The organism is Jeotgalibacillus campisalis (genome assembly GCF_000829515.1).
Lineage (GTDB): Bacteria > Bacillota > Bacilli > Bacillales > Jeotgalibacillaceae > Jeotgalibacillus > Jeotgalibacillus campisalis.
This window is the reverse complement of sequence record NZ_JXRR01000020.1, coordinates 1-21,756: the sequence shown is the minus strand read 5'-3', so window position 1 is coordinate 21,756 and position 21,756 is coordinate 1. Positions and strand designations below refer to the sequence as shown.

17 protein-coding genes and 1 tRNA gene are annotated in these 21,756 nt (G+C 40.6%); 12 read left to right on the top strand and 6 right to left on the bottom strand.

All coding sequences use genetic code 11. From position 1 onward, the window contains the following. Positions 1-520 precede the first annotated feature (520 nt). Positions 521-1,861, bottom strand: coding sequence for a sodium-dependent transporter (locus KR50_RS15240; RefSeq protein WP_041060636.1), 1,341 nt, complete (start codon positions 1,859-1,861; stop codon positions 521-523). A 392-nt stretch (positions 1,862-2,253) separates the two neighbouring features. Here KR50_RS15240 and KR50_RS15235 point away from each other — a divergent pair, with 392 nt between their 5' ends. The 3 genes from KR50_RS15235 to yugI all read left to right on the top strand — a co-directional run bounded on the left by KR50_RS15235 (position 2,254) and on the right by yugI (position 7,086). Next, on the top strand, positions 2,254-4,395 hold the full coding sequence (locus KR50_RS15235) for a sigma-70 RNA polymerase sigma factor region 4 domain-containing protein (protein WP_041060633.1): 2,142 nt from the start codon (positions 2,254-2,256) through the stop codon (positions 4,393-4,395). 30 nt (positions 4,396-4,425) lie between these two features. Continuing rightward, positions 4,426-6,606 carry a sigma-70 RNA polymerase sigma factor region 4 domain-containing protein gene (locus KR50_RS15230; RefSeq protein ID WP_041060631.1) on the top strand — a complete coding sequence of 727 codons (2,181 nt, stop codon included), beginning with the start codon at positions 4,426-4,428 and terminating at the stop codon, positions 6,604-6,606. Positions 6,607-6,699: 93 nt separating this feature from the next. Next, a complete protein-coding gene (yugI, locus tag KR50_RS15225; protein ID WP_041060628.1) occupies positions 6,700-7,086 on the top strand; it encodes a S1 domain-containing post-transcriptional regulator GSP13 in 387 nt (128 codons plus the stop codon). 110 nt (positions 7,087-7,196) lie between these two features. On the opposite strand, the gene KR50_RS15220 is transcribed toward yugI, so the two are convergent. After that, a complete protein-coding gene (locus tag KR50_RS15220) occupies positions 7,197-7,502 on the bottom strand; it encodes a hypothetical protein (RefSeq protein ID WP_052477152.1) in 306 nt (101 codons plus the stop codon). 371 nt (positions 7,503-7,873) lie between these two features. Continuing rightward, a complete protein-coding gene (locus tag KR50_RS15215; RefSeq protein WP_041060624.1) occupies positions 7,874-9,259 on the bottom strand; it encodes a sigma-54-dependent Fis family transcriptional regulator in 1,386 nt (461 codons plus the stop codon). Positions 9,260-9,420: 161 nt separating this feature from the next. Between KR50_RS15215 and pruA the strand changes: the two genes are divergently transcribed. The 3 genes from pruA to KR50_RS15200 all read left to right on the top strand — a co-directional run bounded on the left by pruA (position 9,421) and on the right by KR50_RS15200 (position 13,871). Beyond that, a complete protein-coding gene (gene pruA / locus KR50_RS15210) occupies positions 9,421-10,965 on the top strand; it encodes an L-glutamate gamma-semialdehyde dehydrogenase (RefSeq protein ID WP_041060621.1) in 1,545 nt (514 codons plus the stop codon). Between the two features lie 238 nt (positions 10,966-11,203). Further along, on the top strand, positions 11,204-12,394 hold the full coding sequence (locus KR50_RS15205) for an ornithine--oxo-acid transaminase (RefSeq protein ID WP_041060644.1): 1,191 nt from the start codon (positions 11,204-11,206) through the stop codon (positions 12,392-12,394). Positions 12,395-12,626: 232 nt separating this feature from the next. Then, positions 12,627-13,871 carry a Glu/Leu/Phe/Val family dehydrogenase gene (locus tag KR50_RS15200; protein ID WP_041060617.1) on the top strand — a complete coding sequence of 415 codons (1,245 nt, stop codon included), beginning with the start codon at positions 12,627-12,629 and terminating at the stop codon, positions 13,869-13,871. Between the two features lie 94 nt (positions 13,872-13,965). Here the strand turns inward: KR50_RS15200 and KR50_RS15195 are convergent, their stop codons facing one another. Continuing rightward, the gene (locus KR50_RS15195) at positions 13,966-14,220 is read right to left on the bottom strand and encodes a DUF378 domain-containing protein (RefSeq protein ID WP_041060614.1); all 255 of its coding nucleotides are present in this window, start codon (positions 14,218-14,220) and stop codon (positions 13,966-13,968) included. A gap of 166 nt (positions 14,221-14,386) precedes the next feature. Between KR50_RS15195 and KR50_RS15190 the strand changes: the two genes are divergently transcribed. From KR50_RS15190 to KR50_RS15180, 3 genes are all read left to right on the top strand, one after another. After that, positions 14,387-15,550, top strand: a complete 1,164-nt coding sequence (locus KR50_RS15190; protein WP_041060611.1) for an iron-containing alcohol dehydrogenase — start codon at positions 14,387-14,389, stop codon at positions 15,548-15,550. A 144-nt stretch (positions 15,551-15,694) separates the two neighbouring features. Then, positions 15,695-17,044: a glucose-6-phosphate isomerase gene (locus tag KR50_RS15185; protein WP_041060608.1), complete on the top strand. Its 1,350-nt coding sequence runs from the start codon at positions 15,695-15,697 to the stop codon at positions 17,042-17,044. Between the two features lie 97 nt (positions 17,045-17,141). After that, positions 17,142-17,549, top strand: a complete 408-nt coding sequence (locus KR50_RS15180) for a YugN family protein (protein WP_041060606.1) — start codon at positions 17,142-17,144, stop codon at positions 17,547-17,549. Here the strand turns inward: KR50_RS15180 and KR50_RS15175 are convergent. Beyond that, the gene (locus tag KR50_RS15175; protein ID WP_052477151.1) at positions 17,537-18,286 is read right to left on the bottom strand and encodes a potassium channel protein; all 750 of its coding nucleotides are present in this window, start codon (positions 18,284-18,286) and stop codon (positions 17,537-17,539) included. The genes KR50_RS15180 and KR50_RS15175 overlap by 13 nt on opposite strands. A 103-nt stretch (positions 18,287-18,389) precedes the next feature. Here KR50_RS15175 and KR50_RS15170 point away from each other — a divergent pair. Further along, positions 18,390-18,461 (top strand) — tRNA-Ala (locus tag KR50_RS15170). A gap of 281 nt (positions 18,462-18,742) precedes the next feature. After that, positions 18,743-19,594 (top strand): DegV family protein, encoded by an 852-nt coding sequence (locus KR50_RS15165; protein WP_041060602.1) that lies wholly within the window; start codon positions 18,743-18,745, stop codon positions 19,592-19,594. 107 nt (positions 19,595-19,701) lie between these two features. On the opposite strand, the gene KR50_RS15160 is transcribed toward KR50_RS15165, so the two are convergent. Continuing rightward, positions 19,702-20,385: an MgtC/SapB family protein gene (locus tag KR50_RS15160; protein WP_041060639.1), complete on the bottom strand. Its 684-nt coding sequence runs from the start codon at positions 20,383-20,385 to the stop codon at positions 19,702-19,704. Between the two features lie 103 nt (positions 20,386-20,488). Between KR50_RS15160 and KR50_RS15155 the strand changes: the two genes are divergently transcribed. Continuing rightward, positions 20,489-21,415 carry a DMT family transporter gene (locus KR50_RS15155; protein WP_041060599.1) on the top strand — a complete coding sequence of 309 codons (927 nt, stop codon included), beginning with the start codon at positions 20,489-20,491 and terminating at the stop codon, positions 21,413-21,415. Positions 21,416-21,756 lie beyond the last annotated feature (341 nt).

The window sequence follows — 21,756 nt, the reverse complement described above, 5'->3', positions numbered from 1 at the left end:
GCATCTGCATGGTCTCACCCTTCCCGCTTAATCCCGCTGGAGTCCCCGCCTTCCACTGCAATGAACCTATTCTTTTTTACTTAGTCACAAAGAAAAATCTCTTCTGTCTCGTGAATTACTGAATGAATGAATTGAAAAAGTATAGGAAATCATGATTTTCAAACTATGAACGTATTTTTCTTCATTTGCATTCGAAATGAGACCGGTTCATTTCCGTTTCAGGCGGATGTTTTCCGTGGGGCGGGAGGTGAGCCGCTTTGATGCTGGCGCATCTGCATGGTCTCATCCTTCCCGCTTTATTCCACAGGAGTCGACGCCTTCCACTGCAATGAACCTATTCTTTTTCTGTATTGAATGATCAGAGAAGGGGAAAAATCTTTTAAATAAGAGAATGAGTTTTAGACGCGATTGTCTCAGACTCATTCTCTTTTCTTAACAAAAAAATCGAGTATAAATCCTAAGTGGATTCATACTCGATTTCCCTTGTTAATTCTTATGTCCATTCATTTTTGAAACCATTTTACACGATATCAAATGACTGCAGGAATATAAATAAAATGGCAAGCGGTGCAAGATATTTTACTGCAAAATACCAGACTGGCATCCATTTCGCACGCATACCCACGCCTTTTTCCAATTCCTCATAAACATCCGCTTTAGAAAGCTGAAATCCAATAAATAAACAGATCAGTAAAGCACCAAGCGGGAGTCCAAAGCTTGCTGTAAAATAATCGGCAAAATCAAAAATCAGATACCCCATTATGGTTACATCAGTCAAAACGCCAAATGACAAAGCACTTGGAATTCCAACTGCGAAAATCAATGCTCCTGCAATCCATGTATATTTGGTCCGCTTCTGATCTTTTCCTCTTGAAAAAGAAGCAACCACAATTTCTAGAATGGAAAATGCTGAAGTCAGTGTGGCAAATAGTAATAGAATCAAAAATACGAACATAAAAACGCCGCCAAAAGCCAGTTCATTAAACACTGCAGGCAGAACGACAAAGACTAGTCCAGGCCCTTCTCCAGGCTCAAAGCCGAGTGCAAAAACGGCCGGAAAAATGACGAGACTCGCCAATATTGAAATGACAATATTTAACGAAGCTACAGAAAGTGTAGAACGACCTAAATTGTCCTGATCGTTCAAATAAGATGCGTAGGTAATCATGACGGATACACCGACACTTAAGGCAAAAAAGGATTGTCCAAGCGCCAAAAGCATGGTTTCAGGAGTAAAGTAGCTCCAGTCAGGAACAAATAAATAAGCTACTCCTTCTGCTGCTCCATCAAGCGTCAGTGACCGAATGGCCAGAATCACAAAAATCACAAGAAGGGCCGGCATCATAAACGTGCTTGCTTTCTCAATCCCGTTTTGAATCCCGCCTGAAACAACGATAATCGTCATAATCATAAAAATAAACTGTGCCAAGAGAACTTCAACAGGATTGGAAATAATCGTTTCAAACAGGGCTCCGTACTCCGCCTGAGTTAACCCGCTCAATCCCCCGGATATGCTTCGAGCCAGATAAGATAAAATCCAGCCGCCAACTACGCTGTAAAAAGATAAAATAATAATAGCAATAAACGTTCCTAATATCCCGATGAACGGCCATGCAGTAGAAGGAGCAAGCTTTTGAAATGTGCTTATTGCATCTTTCTTTCCTCTTCGTCCTACAACAAATTCTGCAAGCAAAATAGGACCTGCTATTAAAACTGTAAAGATAATAAAAAAGAGCAGAAAAATACTGCCACCATTTGAACCCGCCATGTACGGGAATTTCCATATTGCCCCGAGTCCGATTGCGGAGCCGGCTGCCGCCAGAACAAAACCTAATTTTGAAGACCATTGTTGATTGTTCATTGCGTATCTTCTTCCTTTCATACTTCTATATGATTTGTACATGCTACTATATTTTTGTCGAATTATGAAGGATTATTATGAAATTTGTCGGAAAATTTCTTGTTTTTCTCCGGCTATTATGACAAATATGGAATATTTTGCGATATAATGGCAGGAATAATGAGGTATCGTGCAGAAATGGTAGAAATAGAAGGTCATCCAGAAAATAAAAAATGAGCATTCGAAAAGGCTGTATTAAGTTAGTATGTCCGGTTATATGTGATTAAACCATAATCAGTGCGGCTGTATTATCAATCGCAAAAATAGAGTTTCTGTGTTTCAAAATAGGATAATAACAGCTTATTTTAATAAAAAGTTGGGAGTTGCTTAATTTCAAAAAGGGGGGTAAACGTTTGTCGAATGAAGAAGAGAGACGTATTCAAAAAGAAATAGCGAAAATAGAACAATTTCTCCTTCAGCTTGGAGCGCCTGAAAGAGAGAGAAAAAATCTACTACGTACGGTTTTTAGTAATGATGATTTGCCTTCAGATGATCCTTCACTCTTTCTTCGAGCTTTTAACAGTTATAAAGAAAGAGAAGAGCCAGAACCAGCTGATTTCGAACACGAACGTATTTTTCCCTATCCGGAAGATCAGGAGCTTCACGAAGCCATCCACAATCTTCCCCTGATAGATCGGACTGTTTGGGTACTGACTAATTTTCATTCACAGGACCATTCTTCTATTGCAAAGATAATCAAAGAAAGCAGGGAATCAGTTGCAGAACGTCAGGAAGAAGCAAGAAAGAAACTGCACAATTTACTGACAGATGGAGAAAACGGTCTGAGTGAAGCCCAACTTGAAAAATCCATGAATTTTCTTATAGCGGCTTATGCCAAGTTAGAGATGACAGAAACAATAGAAACGATAAAAGCATCAGACTCAGAAGAATTAATAGAAAAAGAGCAGAAGCATGAGCCAATAGCAGCTTCACGTTTTAAATGGGCAGGGCCTGCATCCGTGGGCCTCATTTTCCTTTTAATCAGCCTGGCATTCATGCTTCCTGCTTTTGAGCCCGGCACCGGAACAGAAAATGAGGCGCAGGAAGAAGAGAAAGAAGAAGAGCCTGAACTGACGAGAATTCCTGAAGAAGAAATTGTAGAGCTGGAAGAAAAGCTTGCTGAAAAGCTTGAATCACTTGGAAACAAAACAGGATTATCGGAAGAGGAACTCGATCAAATTTCTTATGTGCACCACATTAACAGTGTAATCACTGAGGCGCGGGCGGTTAATGAAAAAGATGAGTACGATGAATACGAGAGCGATTTCGTCCATCATTTCGGCGGGTACAAGGAGTATATAACCAATGAATTGAAAACCCCTATGGAATTCTTAGAAGAGGAGATAGCAAACATTGATAAAATCGACTATGGGCCGGATTCTTTCTCTTTTTCTGACATGATCGTAAGCTCGCTGCTTTATCGTTCAATAGGCTTTGAGAACATGTATAGCAAAAAACTTACAATGCTTCATCATGATTATGCAAAAAAGAACGGCGCTGATTTAAATCCATCGTCGACTTCTGTACCGGAAGACATAACTTTACTTCAGGAAAAAATAAAGGAAAACGGTTTTGACTATGCCTATAACGCTGAAGCACAAAGATTTGATGTTTTTTTAGGGCGAGTGCTGGTTCATGAAAAACTTGAACTTCTCGATCCCGTATATCAAACCTACCTAAAAGAACGGCCTGAGCTGCCATATGTCATCAATGACGAATTACAAATGCCGTTTGAAGATGTTCCTGAAGAATTAACGAAAGTAGAGGATCTGCTCATCGAGGTCAAAAATGCCCAGGATGCAGAAGGAACTCCATGGTTGTTTGATGAATTAGCGATGGAGCATGAAAAGCTGCTTACCCATTTTGTCTACGGTTATGAGAAAAACGCTAATTTTGAGGATGGCAGATTAAAAGAAGAGGTTCAAAAAGCCTGGGAAAAAATGATTCAGCCTGAAAAACTGGAGAAATATGAATCCGCAGCTGTTATAAAAGAACAGTACGATGAATTGGCTAAAAGAGATTTTAAACAGCCCGAAAAGTGGAATCAATCTAATCGTATTTTCGATCTATCTTATACTCAACAGCAGAATAATTTACAAGTACAGCCCGCATTGATACCGCTCGAGGGCGGCAGACGCACAGCATTTAAAGAGTATCAAAAAAACCATGACCTCGCTCTTTTGAAAGATTTAACACCAGAAGAGATCGCACTTTTTTATTTTCAGGCTATTGAATCCGAAGATCCTGAAACGGTTTATTCACTTCTCGCAAATACGCAGGAGCGACCTACTAAAGATGAATTTTTTGAAATGGCAACGCCCGAAAAATTAGCAGCGATTGATGTAGATACGATCTTATATCAGGTTTCCTATTTTGAGGACGATGATCAACATACGCTCTTCTTCGAATCTGTGAATGGAAACACTTGGCTTGTTGATTTAGCAAGTCAAAATGGAATTAATAAAATCGTCTATAACCGATATGATTTTTACTAATATCGATCGGCATAATAAGGAGATGGTTTGTTGGATCAGATAAAAAGTAATGGGGAAGATCAGCTTGATCAATACGCTAATTTTGCAGAAAGGGTATTGCCGCAAGCAGAGCGATTTTTATTTCAGATGGGTCAAAACGCGGCTCAGAGAGAGAAAATCATCGAGAGAATAGTTAAGGAACTGTACCTTTCTGATGAAAAATTTAAATCTGACTGGATAGAGCTCCAACATTTCCAAAAGATTTTCGAATTTATTTTTGAGCGTAAACGAAATGAGCAAATGGAGTTAGAAGAGTCAGCTGCTCTTTTTGTTCATCATGAAGACCATCAGCTTCATATGCTGATTCAGGAACTGCCGAAAAATGCCCGGGCAGCGGTCGTACTTTCAACGTTTCATGAATTCACATTGGAGCAAATCAGCTTTATTTTAAAAACCTCAGTGGAAAAGTCAGGTGAGCATTTAACTAAGGGAAAAGAGGAACTTCTTGAGAAGCTCGGTCGGGAAGAAGGCACTCACGTGAGTGAACAAAATCTTGGAAAGCTGCTTGGTTTTTTGAAGCCGTCATACGATAAGGTTCCATCAATCGATGGTAAGAATCTTTTCAAAAATGCAGACGCAACAGGACCAGAGGAGAATAAACCCTCCTTCTTAAAATCAAAATGGCCGCTTGCATTAGCAGGGCTGTTCACTGCATTTCTTGTCTACAGCCTATTGGTCCAGCCGTTATCTAATTCGTCTCAGGAGACAGCTGATTCACCCGAAAGCAATGATACAGACATACTGCTTTCTGCAGGGGACGGAGAAGTCATTGATTCACTTGAAAAACTAGGGCAGGAAGTGGAACGGAGAGTCCAGCAGCTGGCACAAGAGCTCGGCCTTTCAGAGGGGGAAACCGCTCAAATTGAATATGTTCAGGAAGTACTTAATCAGCATCAGGCATTTCAGCAAAGAAACCAATTAGCAGAAGAGGGGGAGTTAAACCCTTTTGAAATGCAGGATGCGTTAGAGCGTCTTGTTACCCCGCTTACGTATATTCAAGAAGAGGAATACGCATCCAAAGATGAATATTCCAAGGCGATTCATTCCGACATGCTTACAAAACGGTATCTTGAAATGGCAGAACCGGTTATGATCCAGTATGAAGCAGCGCTTAAGGAATATGAACCGGAACTTGAGAATCTTGGGGACCAGTCAATGGAGGAGTTTGCTTTTTCTTCTGAGGCTGCTGATCTGTTAAATAAAATAGCTCAAAATGGCTATGAGGCAGTTGTAGATCCTGAACGTAATGAGTTCAATATCACGATTGGGGGAGAAGAGTTCAATAAAGTTGCTGACCTGCAATCAGGTTCAGGCAAAATAAATGATTCTTACATAGGATATATTAAGTCGATAAGAAAGGAGCTTCCTTTCATGGAAGGTGAACAGCCTCTTATTTCAATGGAGCAGGCACCTGCCATCTTATTGGAGGCAGAAAAATATTTAACCGGTATGGTTGCTACTGAGCCCATAGGAGAAGAACTTTTAAATGAGCATCAAAGGCTGCTTGATTTTTTAGTGAAAGGTTCTGAATCAAACCCCGTTTTCACTGATCAGGGAATGCTCATGCCGGATGTGAAAGCCTCATGGGAAAAAATAATGGAAGATGACAAAATTGAGAACTATGCTTCTGCAAGAATTGTCCGCCTTTTCTACGCAAAGCTTGAAGAAAATAATTTTGAACGTTTTCAAGGATGGGAAGAGTTTCAGCAAGAGCATGACACCTCTTTAGTCCAATTTTTAATGGTAGGAGGACCAGATGCCGGGCTTTTTCCGCTGAATGAAGAGTTAAATAGCCTGTACAATGATTATCAAACTGCTAAGGAAGATGCGCTGCTGAGAGAGCTGACGGCTAAAGAAACAATACAGCTGTATCTTAATGCAATCAGCATCGGTGATTTGGAGACACTGTACGCACTGTTTGCCCAAACGCAGAATCGTCCAGAGCGGGAAGTATTTTTAGCGGAAACGAACCGTGAAAATTTATATAGCCAGGACTTTACACATGTCGCAGAAATCACGGAAGTCGGAGAGCAGGACGGCGTAAAACAGATGATGATTGTGCTGTCGTACGGCTCTAGATCTATCGTAACCGCAGTCGTTCCGTTAAAAGAAGAAAACGACTTGTGGAAAATTGTTTATCAGCACGGAGATATGCTGATTGCAGAAACATGAGAATAAATCAGCTTTTGATTTTTTAAGAGAGTTGTGGTATAATCAATAATTGCGTGAAAACGATAAAAATTATATATAACAGGAGATGTTTCCATGTCTACAAATTTCGAAGCAGGACAAGAGCTTAAAGGTAAAGTAACAGGCATTCAGCCTTACGGTGCATTCGTTGCACTTGACGAAAATACACAAGGATTAGTTCACATTTCTGAAATTACTCACGGCTTTGTAAGTGATGTTAGTGAGCACCTTTCAGTAGGTCAGGAAGTAAATGTGAAAATTCTTTCTGTTGACGAAAAGGCAGGCAAATTCAGCCTTTCAATCCGTGCAACTGAAGAAGCACCAGAAGTGAAGCCTCAGCCGCGCAAAGAGCGCCGCTCAGCTCCTTCAAAATCTGTATCTCACACAGAAGATACGACTGGCTTTAACAGCCTTAAAGACAAGCTTCAAGACTGGATTGAACAGTCTGACATGAAGCGCTAAAAAAGCGACTTGGCTGTAATCAGCCTAAAACAAGCCCTGAATGAAGGTGACTGCCACCTAATCTCAGGGCTTTTTTTATTTTTAATGTTGAACATAAGGGCGTATTCGCCTTAGCTTTTTACAAGCACAGGTTCCAAGTTTTTTAATGCTCGATTCACATATTTTCTATTTTTAAAAATAAATGAGTTCATTTCTTCACGCGTGAGCTCAGTTTCACCTTCATCACAATAATTTTCCCCAAAGCTATGGCTCGTCCATCGCTCCTCTTTAGGATAAAACATAATGGTCCAGTTACCGTCTCTAGAATGATCTTCAAAGACAAAATAAAACTTTTTACCAGCTTCATCATACTTAAAAAGATCTTTGGCTTGATCAACAAAGTTTTCTGCATCTTTTTTCGACCGTAACATGTTCATTTTTATCACCCTCCATTTTTTTAATCATTCGGTAAGCGGATCAGGTTATAGAAGACAGTGACTGAAAACAGTGGGTAAAAGGCAAGGTGCTTAAGTAAATCCAGAAGATTTCAGAGTAGATCTATGGATATTTCAGGTTAAATTGATAGATAAAGATCTTTGTTTTTAAATTGTACCAAAATTCAGTCAAAAGCCAATCTTTTTCTTTTCATTTGCCATGATGGGACTCGACATCGAAGCTAGCTTTTAAGAGAGTTGAATATACAAGATATTTTCTATTAATTTTTAAATATGGCAATTAAAGGACATAATTTAGTCTAACATAGAGGAATCTCACTGGTATTTTACTAAATTCAAAAAAGCTCTCCAGATTAAAAAGGAGAGCCGGGTTTTGATTGTCTGATTAAGTTGTTTTTCTTTAACCGATATTGAAGATTCTGTCTGCTCATGCCGAGAGCACTGGCGGTTTTTGTAACATTGTAATGATGATACTGTAGAGACTTTTGGATATAATACGACTCAGCTTCCCGAAGAAACGCATCAAGTGTCTGCATGGGCTTTCCTTCCCGAATCATGAAGCTTGAGCTGTCTAATGAGGTTTTTGTATTCAGTGGATCGTCAAACTTTAATCTGAAATAGTGCGGAAGATGTGTGAAACCCACTACACGGTCCTGACCCATAGCAAAAAGCGAGGCCTCCATTACATGCTGAAGCTCTCTGACATTACCCGGCCAATCGTAGGCGGTAAATAACTTAATCACTTCTGATGATACGCCTTCAATTTCCATTTGAAAACGCAGGTTAAAGTCCTCCACAAAATAATCGGCCAGCTCCCTGAGATCATCTTTCCGTTCACGCAAACTAGGAACAAAGATTAAAACTTCACTCATTAGATAATATAAATCTTTATCTAAAAGTTCGGACTGAATTGCATCTATTGGATCGGTACTTAAAGTAAGAATTGGGTAGATGGACGGCTTATCAGCTGAGCGAATGTCCAGCTTCCATTGAGTTAAAAGAGATGTCAGCTGCTTTTGGAGAGACATTTCCAGGCTTTCAATGTGATCAAAAAACAATGTAGCTGCATCACGTTCAGCAGATTTTGTTTTAAATTCGCTCAAAAGTTCCTTTAGCAATCCCGCTGTCAGATCTCTGCAGTCAATGGAGTGAAAGGCATGTGGACTAAGACCTCTTTCAACATGAATACTTTGAGCAAGTCTTTCTTTTCCGCTGCCGGCTTCTCCAATAAGAAGAATCATACTGTCAGAACGGCTTGCTTTTTTTCCTTCAAAAATCATCTCTTTTATAAGCGGAGAAGAACCTGTCCAGTGATTAAACGAAGAGAGGTCGGGGTTTCCTGAACCTGATCTGATTCGAATTTGCTCATTGGAAGAAACATCCCTCGCAATTTCAATTGCTCCGGCCAGTTCTCCATTATTCCATACTGGATACGTGTTATTAAGAGTTGTGATTTCTCTGCCATGAACATTAAAATATGTTTGTTTCACATTTAATACGGGTTTTTTGGAAGAAAGAACCTGAAGGAGTGTGCTGTTGTCATCAGGGTAAAATTTAAAAATGTCCTGCAGACGCTTATCCAGCAGATCAATCTCCTCCATGGATTCCATCACACGCATTTGCTGATTATATAAAATAGTTCTCCCGTCAATATCCACCATATGAATCCCCAGCTGGATATGATCAAGAGCCTGTGATACAAGCTGCAGATCAATAAAATTCCCTTTTGGTGCAGGCATTTTCAATACCTTCCTTTCAAATTTAAAAAACAGAATAAACAAAATACTTGAAATATGCAATCATCTTTTGCATTATTATAAGTGTAAGGGTTTTATTAGTGCAAATAATTTTTGCACTTTTCAATCAAAAACATATTTTTGAATTATATAGGAGGTTTACTATGATTCCATACAAGCATGAGCCATTTACTGATTTTACTGTTGAGGAAAACAAACATGCATTACAGCAAGGCCTCAAAACGGTTGAGGGTTACTTGGGACAGGATTATCCGCTTATCATTGGCGGCGAACGCGTTGAGACAGAGGACAAGATTGTTTCTTATAATCCCGGCAACAAAAATGAAGTAGTTGGCCGTGTTTCAAAAGCCGATCAGCAGCTTGCCGAAAAAGCAATGCAGGTGGCAGATGAAACGTTTAAAACCTGGCGCAAAGTAAAGCCGGAGATCCGTGCTGATATTTTATTCCGTGCGGCCGCCATCGTGCGCAGACGCAAACATGAATTCTCGGCTCTGCTTGTAAAGGAAGCGGGTAAACCTTGGAATGAAGCAGACGCTGACACAGCAGAAGCGATCGACTTTATGGAGTATTACGGCCGTGAAATGCTTGCAATGAAAGATGGCAAAAAAGTGGAAAGCCGTCCTGGTGAATACAATCGATATGATTATATTCCGCTTGGCGTCGGTGTGGTTATCTCCCCTTGGAATTTTGCATTCGCCATCATGGCGGGAACAGCAGTTGCTGCACTTGTAACAGGCAATACGGTTCTGCTTAAGCCGGCTTCAACAACTCCTGTAGTTGCAGCAAAGTTTGTTGAAGTAATGGAAGAAGCAGGTCTTCCTAAGGGCGTTTTAAATTACATCCCTGGCAGCGGAAAAGAAGTAGGGGACTATCTTGTAGATCACCCTCGCACGCGTTTTATCTCGTTTACCGGCTCACGCGAAGTGGGAACGCGCATGTATGAGCGCGCAGCGAAAGTAAACGATGGCCAGACATGGCTGAAGCGTGTCATTGTGGAAATGGGCGGAAAAGACACGATTGTAGTGGATAAAGAAGCAGATCTTGAGCTTGCCGCGCAATCGATCGTGAAATCAGCATTTGGCTTCAGCGGACAAAAATGCTCTGCATGTTCAAGAGCAGTTGTACTCGAAGAAGTTTATGACCAGGTGCTAGACCGCGTCATAGAGCTGACAAAAGAGCTCTCACTAGGCGAAACCGTTGCACCGGAGATCTTCATGGGTCCGGTTATTGATCAGGCTGCATACGATAAAATTATGAGCTATATCGAAATTGGTAAAGAAGAAGGTCGTTTAGTTGCAGGTGGAGAAGGTGATTCTTCTCAAGGGTTCTTCATTAAACCAACAGTATTTGCTGATTTAGATCCTAAATCCCGTCTGATGCAGGAAGAAATTTTCGGACCTGTTGTCGGATTAACAAAAGCAAAGAATTTTGACGAAGCCATTGAGATTGCCAATAACACGGAGTATGGGCTGACTGGTGCAGTTATTACAAATAACCGCATGAATCAGGAAAAAGCACGGGAAGATTTCCATGTTGGAAACCTTTACTTCAACCGCGGCTGTACAGGTGCGATTGTCGGCTATCAGCCATTTGGCGGTTTTGATATGTCAGGCACGGATTCTAAAGCAGGCGGACCGGACTACCTGACTCTTCATATGCAAGCGAAAACAACATCTGAAATGCTGTAAGGAATGTAAGTAAAAAGCCGATCAAAAAGAGATTGAATAGAGCAGGACAATGAAAAGGTCCTGTTCAAAGGCTAGGAGTTTCCTTTTAGTCTTTTCTGTTCGAATGGTCCTTTCTGATCGGCTTATTTTCATCTTTGCCAAAGAAAAGCCAGTCCATTATGGGAAACCGGGTCAGGAAGATTTTAAGCGCCGGAGAGTAATGGCTGCTGACGTACATCTAAAATTTGGAGGGATCTTTATGACTACATCTACATCGATTATTGAACAGACAGAAAAATTCGGGGCAAACAATTATCATCCGCTGCCGATTGTTGTTTCTCATGCTGAAGGGGTATGGGTAAAGGATCCTGAAGAGAATAAATATATGGACATGCTGAGTGCTTACTCAGCTGTGAATCAGGGACACCGTCATCCAAAAATCATTCAGGCACTTAAAGACCAGGCGGATCGTGTTACTTTGACTTCGCGTGCTTTTCATAATGATCAGCTTGCCCCATGGTATGAACTGATTTGTGAATTATCAGGCAAGGAAATGGCATTGCCGATGAATACTGGAGCAGAAGCAGTTGAAACAGCCATTAAAACGGCAAGACGGTGGGCATATGAAGTAAAAGGTGTAGAAGAAAATAAAGCTGAGATCATTGCCTGCAATGGAAATTTCCATGGCAGAACAATGACAGCTGTCTCTCTTTCATCAGAAAAAGAATACCAGCGCGGATTTGGACCGATGCTGCCGGGCATTAACTTAATTCCTTATGGTGACCTGGATGCCTTAAAAGAAACGATCACTCCGAATACGGCTGCTTTTTTAGTGGAGCCTATTCAAGGAGAAGCGGGTATTGTTTTCCCTCCAAAAGGCTTTCTTAAAGCGGCACGTGAGCTATGTAAAGAACATAATGTATTATTTATTGCCGATGAAATCCAGGCTGGTCTTTGCCGGTCCGGGAAAATGTTTGCCTGTGAATGGGAAGATGTAAATCCGGATATGTACATACTCGGGAAAGCACTGGGCGGAGGAGTATTTCCTATTTCGTGTGTTGTTGCTGATAAAGAAGTACTTGGCGTATTCAACCCGGGTTCACACGGTTCAACATTTGGCGGAAATCCAATGGCTTGCGCTGTTTCCATTGCGTCACTTCAAGTATTGAAAGATGAAAAACTGGCAGAGCGTTCATTGGAACTAGGCGAATATTTCATGGACGCTTTAAAGAAAATCGACAATCCAGTTATTAAAGAAGTAAGAGGCAGCGGGCTTTTCATTGGCGTTGAATTAACAGAAGCTGCCCGCAGTTACTGTGAAGAGCTTCAAAAAGAGGGGCTTCTATGTAAAGAAACGCATGAAACAGTTATCCGTTTTGCTCCTCCGCTCGTTATTTCAAAAGAAGAACTTGACTGGGCAATTGAGCGTATTGTAAAAGTACTGTCTTAACTCCTATTGTTTGTTTTATTGCTGCTGTCCGGAGCTAGTTCATAATGTGAACAAGCTTCCGGATACTATTAACACGTAACTATTAAGCGCTTTCAATAAAGCTGGAATGGTTTAAAAAAAGACAATTCCTGCAAACTGAGAAATCGTTATGAAATCTATCGTTAAAATGTGACATCTATGGTACAATAATGCCGATTCATACTATTGAAATAAAAGAGGGCGAACATCAATCATGGCAGAAAATTTAAATCTTTTTACATCCACTCAAGGGATTATTCGCGAAGCATTAACCAAAATGGGCTATGATGAGCCTGTATATGAACTAATGAAAGAGCCGATGCGCTTGCTGACAGTTCGCATGCCTGTTCGAATGGACGATGGATCCACCCGTGTTTTCACTGGCTACCGTGCTCAGCATAATGATTCTGTTGGACCGACAAAGGGCGGCGTACGCTTTCATCCCGATGTTGATGAGGAAGAAGTAAAAGCCTTATCGATGTGGATGACATTAAAGTGCGGTATTGTGGACTTGCCTTATGGTGGAGGAAAAGGTGGAATTATATGTGATCCTCGCACCATGTCAATGAGAGAATTGGAAAACCTGAGTCGTGCGTATGTTCGGGCAATCAGCCAAATTGTTGGACCGACAAAAGATATACCAGCTCCAGATGTCTACACCAACTCTCAGATTATGGCTTGGATGATGGATGAGTACAGCCGAATAGACGAATTTAATTCACCTGGATTTATTACAGGAAAACCAATTGTGCTTGGCGGTTCACAGGGCCGCGAAAAAGCAACCGCTCAAGGTGTAACCATTTGCATTGATCAGGCAGCAAAAAAACGCGGTTTATCGATTAAAGGTGCACGCGTAGTCGTTCAGGGATTTGGAAATGCAGGAAGTTTCCTGGCAAAGTTTATGCATGATGCGGGAGCAAAAGTAATTGCCATATCTGATGCTCATGGAGCTATTCACGATCCGGAAGGTCTTGATATTGATTACTTATTAGATCGCCGCGACAGCTTTGGAACCGTTACGACTTTATTTGAAAATACACTCACAAATAGTGAGCTTCTTGAAATTGAATGTGATATTCTGGTTCCTGCTGCGGTTTCCAATCAAATTACAGCTGAAAATGTGGATCGTATAAATGCATCGATTATTGTGGAAGCTGCTAATGGACCGACTACAATTGAAGCGACTAAACGGTTGAATGACCGCGGGGTTCTGTTGGTTCCGGATGTTTTAGCAAGTGCCGGCGGTGTTACCGTTTCTTATTTTGAATGGGTTCAAAATAATCAAGGGTACTACTGGACAGAAGAAGAGGTTAATGAAAAATTAGAGAAGAAATTAATTACTGCTTTTAACCAGGTTTATGATCTTTCTCAAAGCAGAAAAGTCAATATGCGCTTAGCTGCCTATATGGTAGGAGTAAGAAAATCCGCTGAAGCTTCTCGTTTCAGAGGCTGGGTATAAAAGAAATAGTTAAATCGAAAAAAGCAGCAGGCATTGGATGCCTGCTGCTTTTATAATTAGGGAAAGCTTAAAAAATCTCTCCCTGGAGTCAGAACTAGCTTATTGTGGGCTGTGGATCCACATCATTTTCTTTTCGGGTTTTTCGAGATACCTCTTCAGATGGTTTAAACAACAATCCAAGGTTGATCAAACCGGCAATGCCGACTAATCCATAAATTAGACGAGACAATGCAGCATCTTGACCGCCAAAAATTGCAGCCACTAAATCAAATTGGAAAAAACCAATAAGTCCCCAATTTAAAGCACCAATGATCGTAAGAACTAAAGCAGCACGTTGAATTCCGCTCAATATCTTCCCCTCCTTTACTTAAAAGTTAAAGCAGTATTAGTATGGTGTTGACAGGGCAAGTTATACTGGTAATTTTGTTTGTGTAAAAGCATGCACTGAGCATCTTTTTTGCAAACCATGCGGCCATCTTTCATAATGAAATGGAACGTTAAGGAGGCAGAAATCTATGGAAAATTTTACTTTTTACAACCCAACGAAATTAATATTTGGCAAAGATCAACTTGAACAGTTAAAACAGGAAATACCTCAATATGGAAAAAATGTCCTACTTGTATATGGCGGGGGAAGCATTAAAAAGAATGGTTTATATGACAAAGTAGTTTCGGTCATTAATGAGACTGGAGCATCCGTTTTTGAACTGTCAGGAGTTGAACCGAATCCTCGTCTGACTACAGCAGAAAAAGGAATTGATATTTGTAAAACAGAAAATATTGATTTTATTTTAGCTGTCGGCGGAGGAAGTGTTATCGACTGCACAAAACTCATTGCAGCAGGTGCAAAATATGACGGTGAAGCGTGGGATCTTGTGACGAAAAAAGCAGCTGCAGAAGAGGCTCTTCCGTTTGGAACAGTGCTGACGCTTGCTGCAACGGGCTCTGAAATGAATGCCGGATCCGTTATCACGAATCTTGAAACGCAAGAAAAATACGGATGGGGAAGCCCTGCAACATTTCCTAAATTCTCTATTTTAGATCCTCAAAATACCTTTACAGTTCCTCAGGATCAAACGGTATACGGGATTGTTGACATGATGTCGCATTTATTTGAACAGTATTTCCACAATACATCCAACACACCTGTTCAGGACCGCCTTATTGAAGGTGTACTGAAAACGGTTATTGAAACAGGACCTAAGCTTGTCGATGATCTTGAGAATTATGAACTGCGTGAAACCATTCTCTACAGCGGTACGCTTGCTTTAAATGGCATGCTGCAGATGGGCTACCGAGGCGATTGGGCTTCACATAACATCGAACATGCCGTGTCAGCCGTATATGATATTCCGCATGCCGGCGGACTGGCGATTTTATTCCCAAATTGGATGAAGCATAACCTTGAGGTGAACGAAAGCCGCTTTAAGCAAATGGCGGTCCGCGTGTTTGAAGTAGATCCTGAAGGAAAAAGCGACAAAGAAATCGGTTTAGAAGGAATTGAACGCCTTCGCACTTTCTGGAGCAGCATAGGTGCACCGATACGACTTGCCGATTATGATATCTCGGATGAAAAGATTGAAGTTATGGCTGATAAAGCGATGATCAATGGAGAATTCGGCAATTTCAAATCACTACACAAAGAAGATGTTATGGAAATTTTAACTGCATCTCTTTAAAAAGTTAGGCGGCTGATTCATTGAAGAATCAGCCGCTTTTTATAAAAATCCAACTGTATCCGTTTTCATTTTGAACCCTTCTTGATTCTCTGTCCTACATTCGATAAAGTGAAAGAAGGAAATACATTTAACGGAGGAAACAATATGACGCATATTCGTTTTGATTATTCAAATGCCCTAGATTTTTTTGGAGAACATGAACTTACATACCTTCAGGACACAGTTAAGCAAGCGCATCATGCTTTACATGAAGGCACGGGAGCGGGAAGCGATTACCTTGGATGGATTGACCTGCCTGTAAATTATGATAAGGAAGAATTTTCACGCATTCAAAAGTCATCCCAAAAGATTAAAGATGACTCCGATGTACTATTAGTCGTGGGAATTGGCGGCTCCTATCTTGGTGCGCGTGCAGCCATTGAAATGCTTAATCACAGTTTTTATAACGCGATTACAAAAGAACAGCGAAAAACGCCGCAAGTCATTTTTATTGGAAACAATATCAGTTCTACTTATATGCGGGACGTGATGGATGTACTCGAAGGAAAAGATTTTTCGATCAATGTCATTTCCAAATCGGGTACTACAACAGAGCCTGCTATTGCTTTTCGTATTTTCCGCAAACTGCTGGAAGAGAAATATGGCAAAGAGCAAGCGAAGAACCGAATTTATGCAACCACTGATCAATCAAAAGGCGCATTAAAAACACTTGCTGATGATGAAGGGTTTGAAACTTTTGTTGTCCCTGATGACGTAGGAGGCCGTTACTCTGTTCTTACGGCTGTCGGCTTGCTGCCAATTGCAGTCAGCGGCGTGGACATTGAAGCGATGATGAAAGGTGCAGCTGACGCACGTGAAGCATACAGTTCATCAGAGCTGGAACAAAATGAAGCATACCAATATGCAGCTATTCGAAATGTCCTTTACAACAAAGGCAAGACGATTGAAATGCTTATTAACTATGAGCCAGGCCTGCAATATTTTAACGAGTGGTGGAAGCAGCTATTCGGCGAAAGTGAAGGAAAAGACCTAAAAGGAATTTTCCCGTCTTCTGCCAATTTTTCAACAGACCTTCATTCTCTTGGACAATATGTGCAAGAAGGACGGCGTGATCTGTTTGAAACAGTGGTGAAAGTAGAAAAAGCACGTCATGAATTAACCATTGAAGAAGCAGACAGTGACCTTGACGGATTAAATTACTTAGCAGGAGAAACGGTGGACTTTGTAAACAATAAAGCTTTCCAGGGAACGCTTCTTGCTCATAATGACGGCGGAGTGCCAAACCTTGTAGTTGAAATTCCTGAAATGGATGCTTACACTTTCGGGTACCTTGTTTATTTCTTTGAGAAAGCCTGCGCGATGAGCGGATATCTTTTGGGTGTGAATCCATTTGATCAGCCGGGTGTTGAGGCTTACAAGGTAAATATGTTTGCTTTGCTTGGAAAACCAGGCTTTGAAGAGAAGAAAGCTGAACTTGAAAAACGTTTAAAATAAAAGTAAGAGTGAGTTGAAGCCCCGGCTTCCAACTCACTCTTTTTTTGTATACATGCAGTAAACTCGGCTAAACTACAGGAAAAGGATGGTGACAGGCATGATTGAAATTGAATCTTCTTTAAACGGATATGAAACCACATTATATAAACTCGAAACAGCGCTAAAACCAATCGGCTTTTCTGTAGGTGGAGGCTGGGAATACGATCATGGTTATTTTGATTACCGCTTAGCGAAAGAGGGCTGTTATTACTATGTACGTCTTCCTTTTAAGGCAACAACAGGACTATTAGATCGTCCAGGTGTTGAAGTGAAAATTGGCGTGCCTTTTTTACTGGGTCATCAATATGAGGATGGCATTGATAAGGACGGAGAAATCGGCAATATTTCTGCAGCATTTAACCAGTTCCAATCCCCTAGAGACGCTGACAGTGACATTCCAGAAGAATATGAAGAGCAAGGGATTCAAATAATCAGAAAAGCGGAAACCGCTGTTCAAGTTAATTGACTAAGTGAATCTGTCAATGCTCTGCCAACCGTTGCGTGCGATTCGACAATAGTGGTAGCCCCGGCTTTTTTAGCAGAATCTACATGTTCATGGGTGAGGAGTTCCACCACGCATGGAATGGTAGGGTGCAGACGTCGGATGGTCAGCAGCGTTAAAACGGTTTGAGCATCCGCGGATTCTTCATCTACGTGCTGGTTTGCTGTGATAATAACAGACGCTCCTGTAGACAGTGAAGCTTTTTTTAACGTCTCAAAATAATATGGCTTTCCTTTAATAAACTGACAAGGCCCCACTTTTGGCATCGGGTGCTTTTCAAGAGAATCATCGATCAGCACGACAGGTTTGCCCGGATACTGCTCAATCAGCCATGATGTCCTGGCATTCCACCCGATAAAGATGATGTGGTTTCTTCCACTATAGGAGTGTGTACCATCTTCTATGGCCTTTTGCCTGACAAATGCTGAAGACGCAATCGTAAAAAAATAACTGGAGATAAGACCCGCTCCAAGAAGGATGATGAGTACAGTCATCCAGCGGCCCGCAGCGGTAGCCGGCGCGTAATCACCATAACCAACTGTAGAGATTGTGATCAGCACCCACCATGCCCCTTCCCAAAATGTCGTAAAAGTGACCGGTTCAATTAAATGAATGAAAATACCAAAAATACTGACAAACAGACTAATTAATAATATTAAATACAACCATTTCGGAAGTCGCCACAGTCTAGCCCAGCTCATTTTCATCACCTCTGCTATAGTGTTGACCACTTTTTCATAAAAATTTCAATTCACCCCTTGCCAGGTGCAAAATAAAACGTATAATATAATATGTACCGTTTGAGGGGCTATAGTTCAGCGGGAGAATGCTTCGCTGGCAGCGAAGAGGTCAGGGGTTCGAATCCCCTTAGCTCCACTTAAAGCTTTCAACTATATACACCTTAGAGCCACTTTTCTTTTGAGTAAGTAAACTCAAGAGAAAAGTGGCTTTTTTAATAAGGTCATAACTGTAAGAATCAAAACGTCATCCCAAACTGAAAAATGATACAGAGGTTTTTTTATGTGCGGTCTTAGGGTAGTGAGGAAAGAAAGACAGTTTTTCTTCCAAGAATAAAAGATGGTACTGAATTATTATTAGCCAATATGGAAACATCGAGTGAAAACTAAAATTTCCTTAATCCGGAAGGGGGATTTATATTGAGAAAAATAATTTTATCTACTGAGAGTGGAGCGGACCTGCCTGATGATTTAGCGAATGACTTTAAGATAAAAGTAGTTCCCATGCATATTATTAAGGATGGAAAAGATTACTTAGACGGTTCATTGCCTGTGAAGAATATTTTTGATTACTATAAAGCCACAAAAAAGATCCCTTCTACTACTGCTACCAATGTCCATGAATACGAAGAGTTTTTTGCGAAAATAAAAGAAGAAAATCCAGAATGCACAATTGTTCATATTGGATACACATCAAAAGCATCATCATCCTTTCAAAATGCATGCACCGCAGCAGAAGAATTTAAGGAGATCCTCTTAATAGACGCTTTAAACGTAACTGGGGGATTAACTGCGGTTGTCATGTATGCTGCAGAACTGTTAGATAAAGATCCTTTAATTGAACCTGATCGTTTGGTGAAATTAATCGAGTCCGTTATTCCTAAGTCGAAGCTGTCATTTATTCCCGGAAGCCTGGATTTTTTAAAAGCGGGAGGACGTGTAAGCAATGTTGCGTATCTTGGCGGTGCATTATTAAAAATAAAGCCATGTATTGAATTAATAGACGGAAAGCTTGTATCCACAAAAAAATACAGGGGGAAAATGAGTGAAGTCGCTGAAAAATTGATGAGGGATTATTTAGAAAAATATAATTTGGATAAAGAGGTTTTGTATTTAATGTATTCACTCGGTCTTGAAGATCGTATAAAACAGCGGGTGCAGGAAATCGCAGAAGAACATGAATTCAAAAAGATAAAATGGATCCAGGCTGGGGCAATGATATCGACACATTCAGGCCCAGGTGGATTCGGCATTGCAGGGATAGAAGTATAAATCTCAAAGGAGAAAGACCAATAAGGATTAACGGGTCTTGAATAAATAAAACAAAGTATAAAAAGCGCTAAGGGCCAATGAGGATCCTAAGCGCTTTTTATTATTCATTATCTGCTCTCAATCTCCACCCCGGCAACACCGGGTAAATTAGAAACAAAGGAATACACGTCTGTTTCAAGTCTTCGCTGATATACAGATGTGTTTAACTGAATCATATGCTGTTCTTCTTTAATGTCCTTCAGCCGGATTTTATCTATTTTAATGCCATCCTGTTCGAGTTTCTTTACAACAGGACCTACATAACTCGCATGATGCACAATAATTTTAATGTACATTTCTTTTTCTTTGAGCCTCATAGGACCTATCCACGTTAAGATCAACGGAAGAATTTCAACACTAATAATTAATAAAATAACGCCTAAAATAGCTTCTACAAAAAAACCGGCTCCTACGGCAATGCCGATACCGGCTGCACCCCAGATGATAGCGGCAGTGGTTAGCCCGGAAATCGTATCATTTCCTCTGTGCAATATGACACCGGCACCTAAAAAACCGATTCCTGAAACGATCTGTGCAGCTAAACGAAGAGGATCCATCGTTATATTAACGCTGTCGTCCCCTGGGAACGAATAAGCGGATTCTATAGAAACGATCGTCAGCAGACAGCTTACAATGGATATCACCAGGCTGGTCTTAAGTCCAACCGGCTTTCTTTTTAATTCTCTCTCAAGTCCTATAACCAAACCAAGAAGAGCTGTTAATCCGAGTTTTATAAAAACAATTTGATCGATTTCGAACAATATGGCACCTCCTTCTTAAAGTTTAGTAAAATTGTATAATAGCATTTACAACACATCAATTAGACAAAGACTTGAGTGATTCGGAGGAGTTTTTATGCAAGCCGCTAAAAAGAAAGCGTACCTAGCCATTTTACTTGGAGTGATCACAGTCTCTCTTTCCGCTATCCTTGTTAAACTCTCTCAAGCGGAACCGGGAGTAATTGCGTTTTACAGGATGTTTTTCAGTTCAGTAATACTGGCTCCGTTTTTCTTTCTCTACCATAGAAGAGAAATAAGCAAACTGACAAAGAGGGATTGGTCCTTTTCCGTTATAGCAGGAATTTTTCTTGCTTTTCATTTTATATTATGGTTTGAATCTCTTCAATATACATCTGTGGCAAGCTCTACGGTACTGGTTACGCTTCAGCCGTTATTTGCTTTCGCAGGAGCCTTTTTCTTCTTCAAAGAGAAAATGTCAAAAACGGCTCTTGTAAGCGCATCTATAGCAATTGCAGGAAGCTTGATTATCAGCTGGGGAGATTTTCAAATAAGCGGGATGGCACTCTGGGGAGATTTCCTGGCCCTGATGGCATGTGCGCTTGTTACGGCCTACTTGTTATTTGGACAGGATGTCAGGAAAAGACTCTCGATTGTTACCTATACATTTATTCTGTACAGCATAAGCGCAATCATTTTGTTCTTCTATACTCTTATCAAAGGTGAGTCTCTTGGTCCGTTTGAATCGCAGGAATGGATCTACTTTCTGCTGCTGGCAATCTTTCCGACATTGCTCGGTCATTCTCTTTTTAATTGGTCAATTAAATGGATCTCAACTACTTTTATCTCTATGGCAATTTTATTTGAGCCGGTAGGAGCTACTGTTTTGGCCTATTATATTCTTGGTGAAAGCGTCAGTGGATCCCAGGTCATAGGGGGAGCTGTAGTCATTGCGGGTTTAGCATTATTTATTTTGAAGGGAAATAAAGCTTTGGGCATTACTATTAAAGGATTAAGAAAAAAGCATAAAAATCTTAATCTATGAGAAAGTTTATAACTTCTATTGCGTTATGCTTTTATTCGTGTTATATTATTACTCGTCCTTAAGAGAGATAAGCAATGAAGCGCACTCGTCCTTAAGACAGTTAAGTAATGAAGCACACAAACACGAATTAAAAAAAGTGTTGACATCGAATCTGAAATAATGGTAAGATGATCTAGTCGCTTGAGAGAGCAACACACAAACGAAACACCTTGAACCTTGAAAACTAAACAACCAAAAACGTCAACGTTAATACTTGATTTAAATGAAACAAATGAGCTTTATCAAACACTTTACGGAGAGTTTGATCCTGGCTCAGGACGAACGCTGGCGGCGTGCCTAAT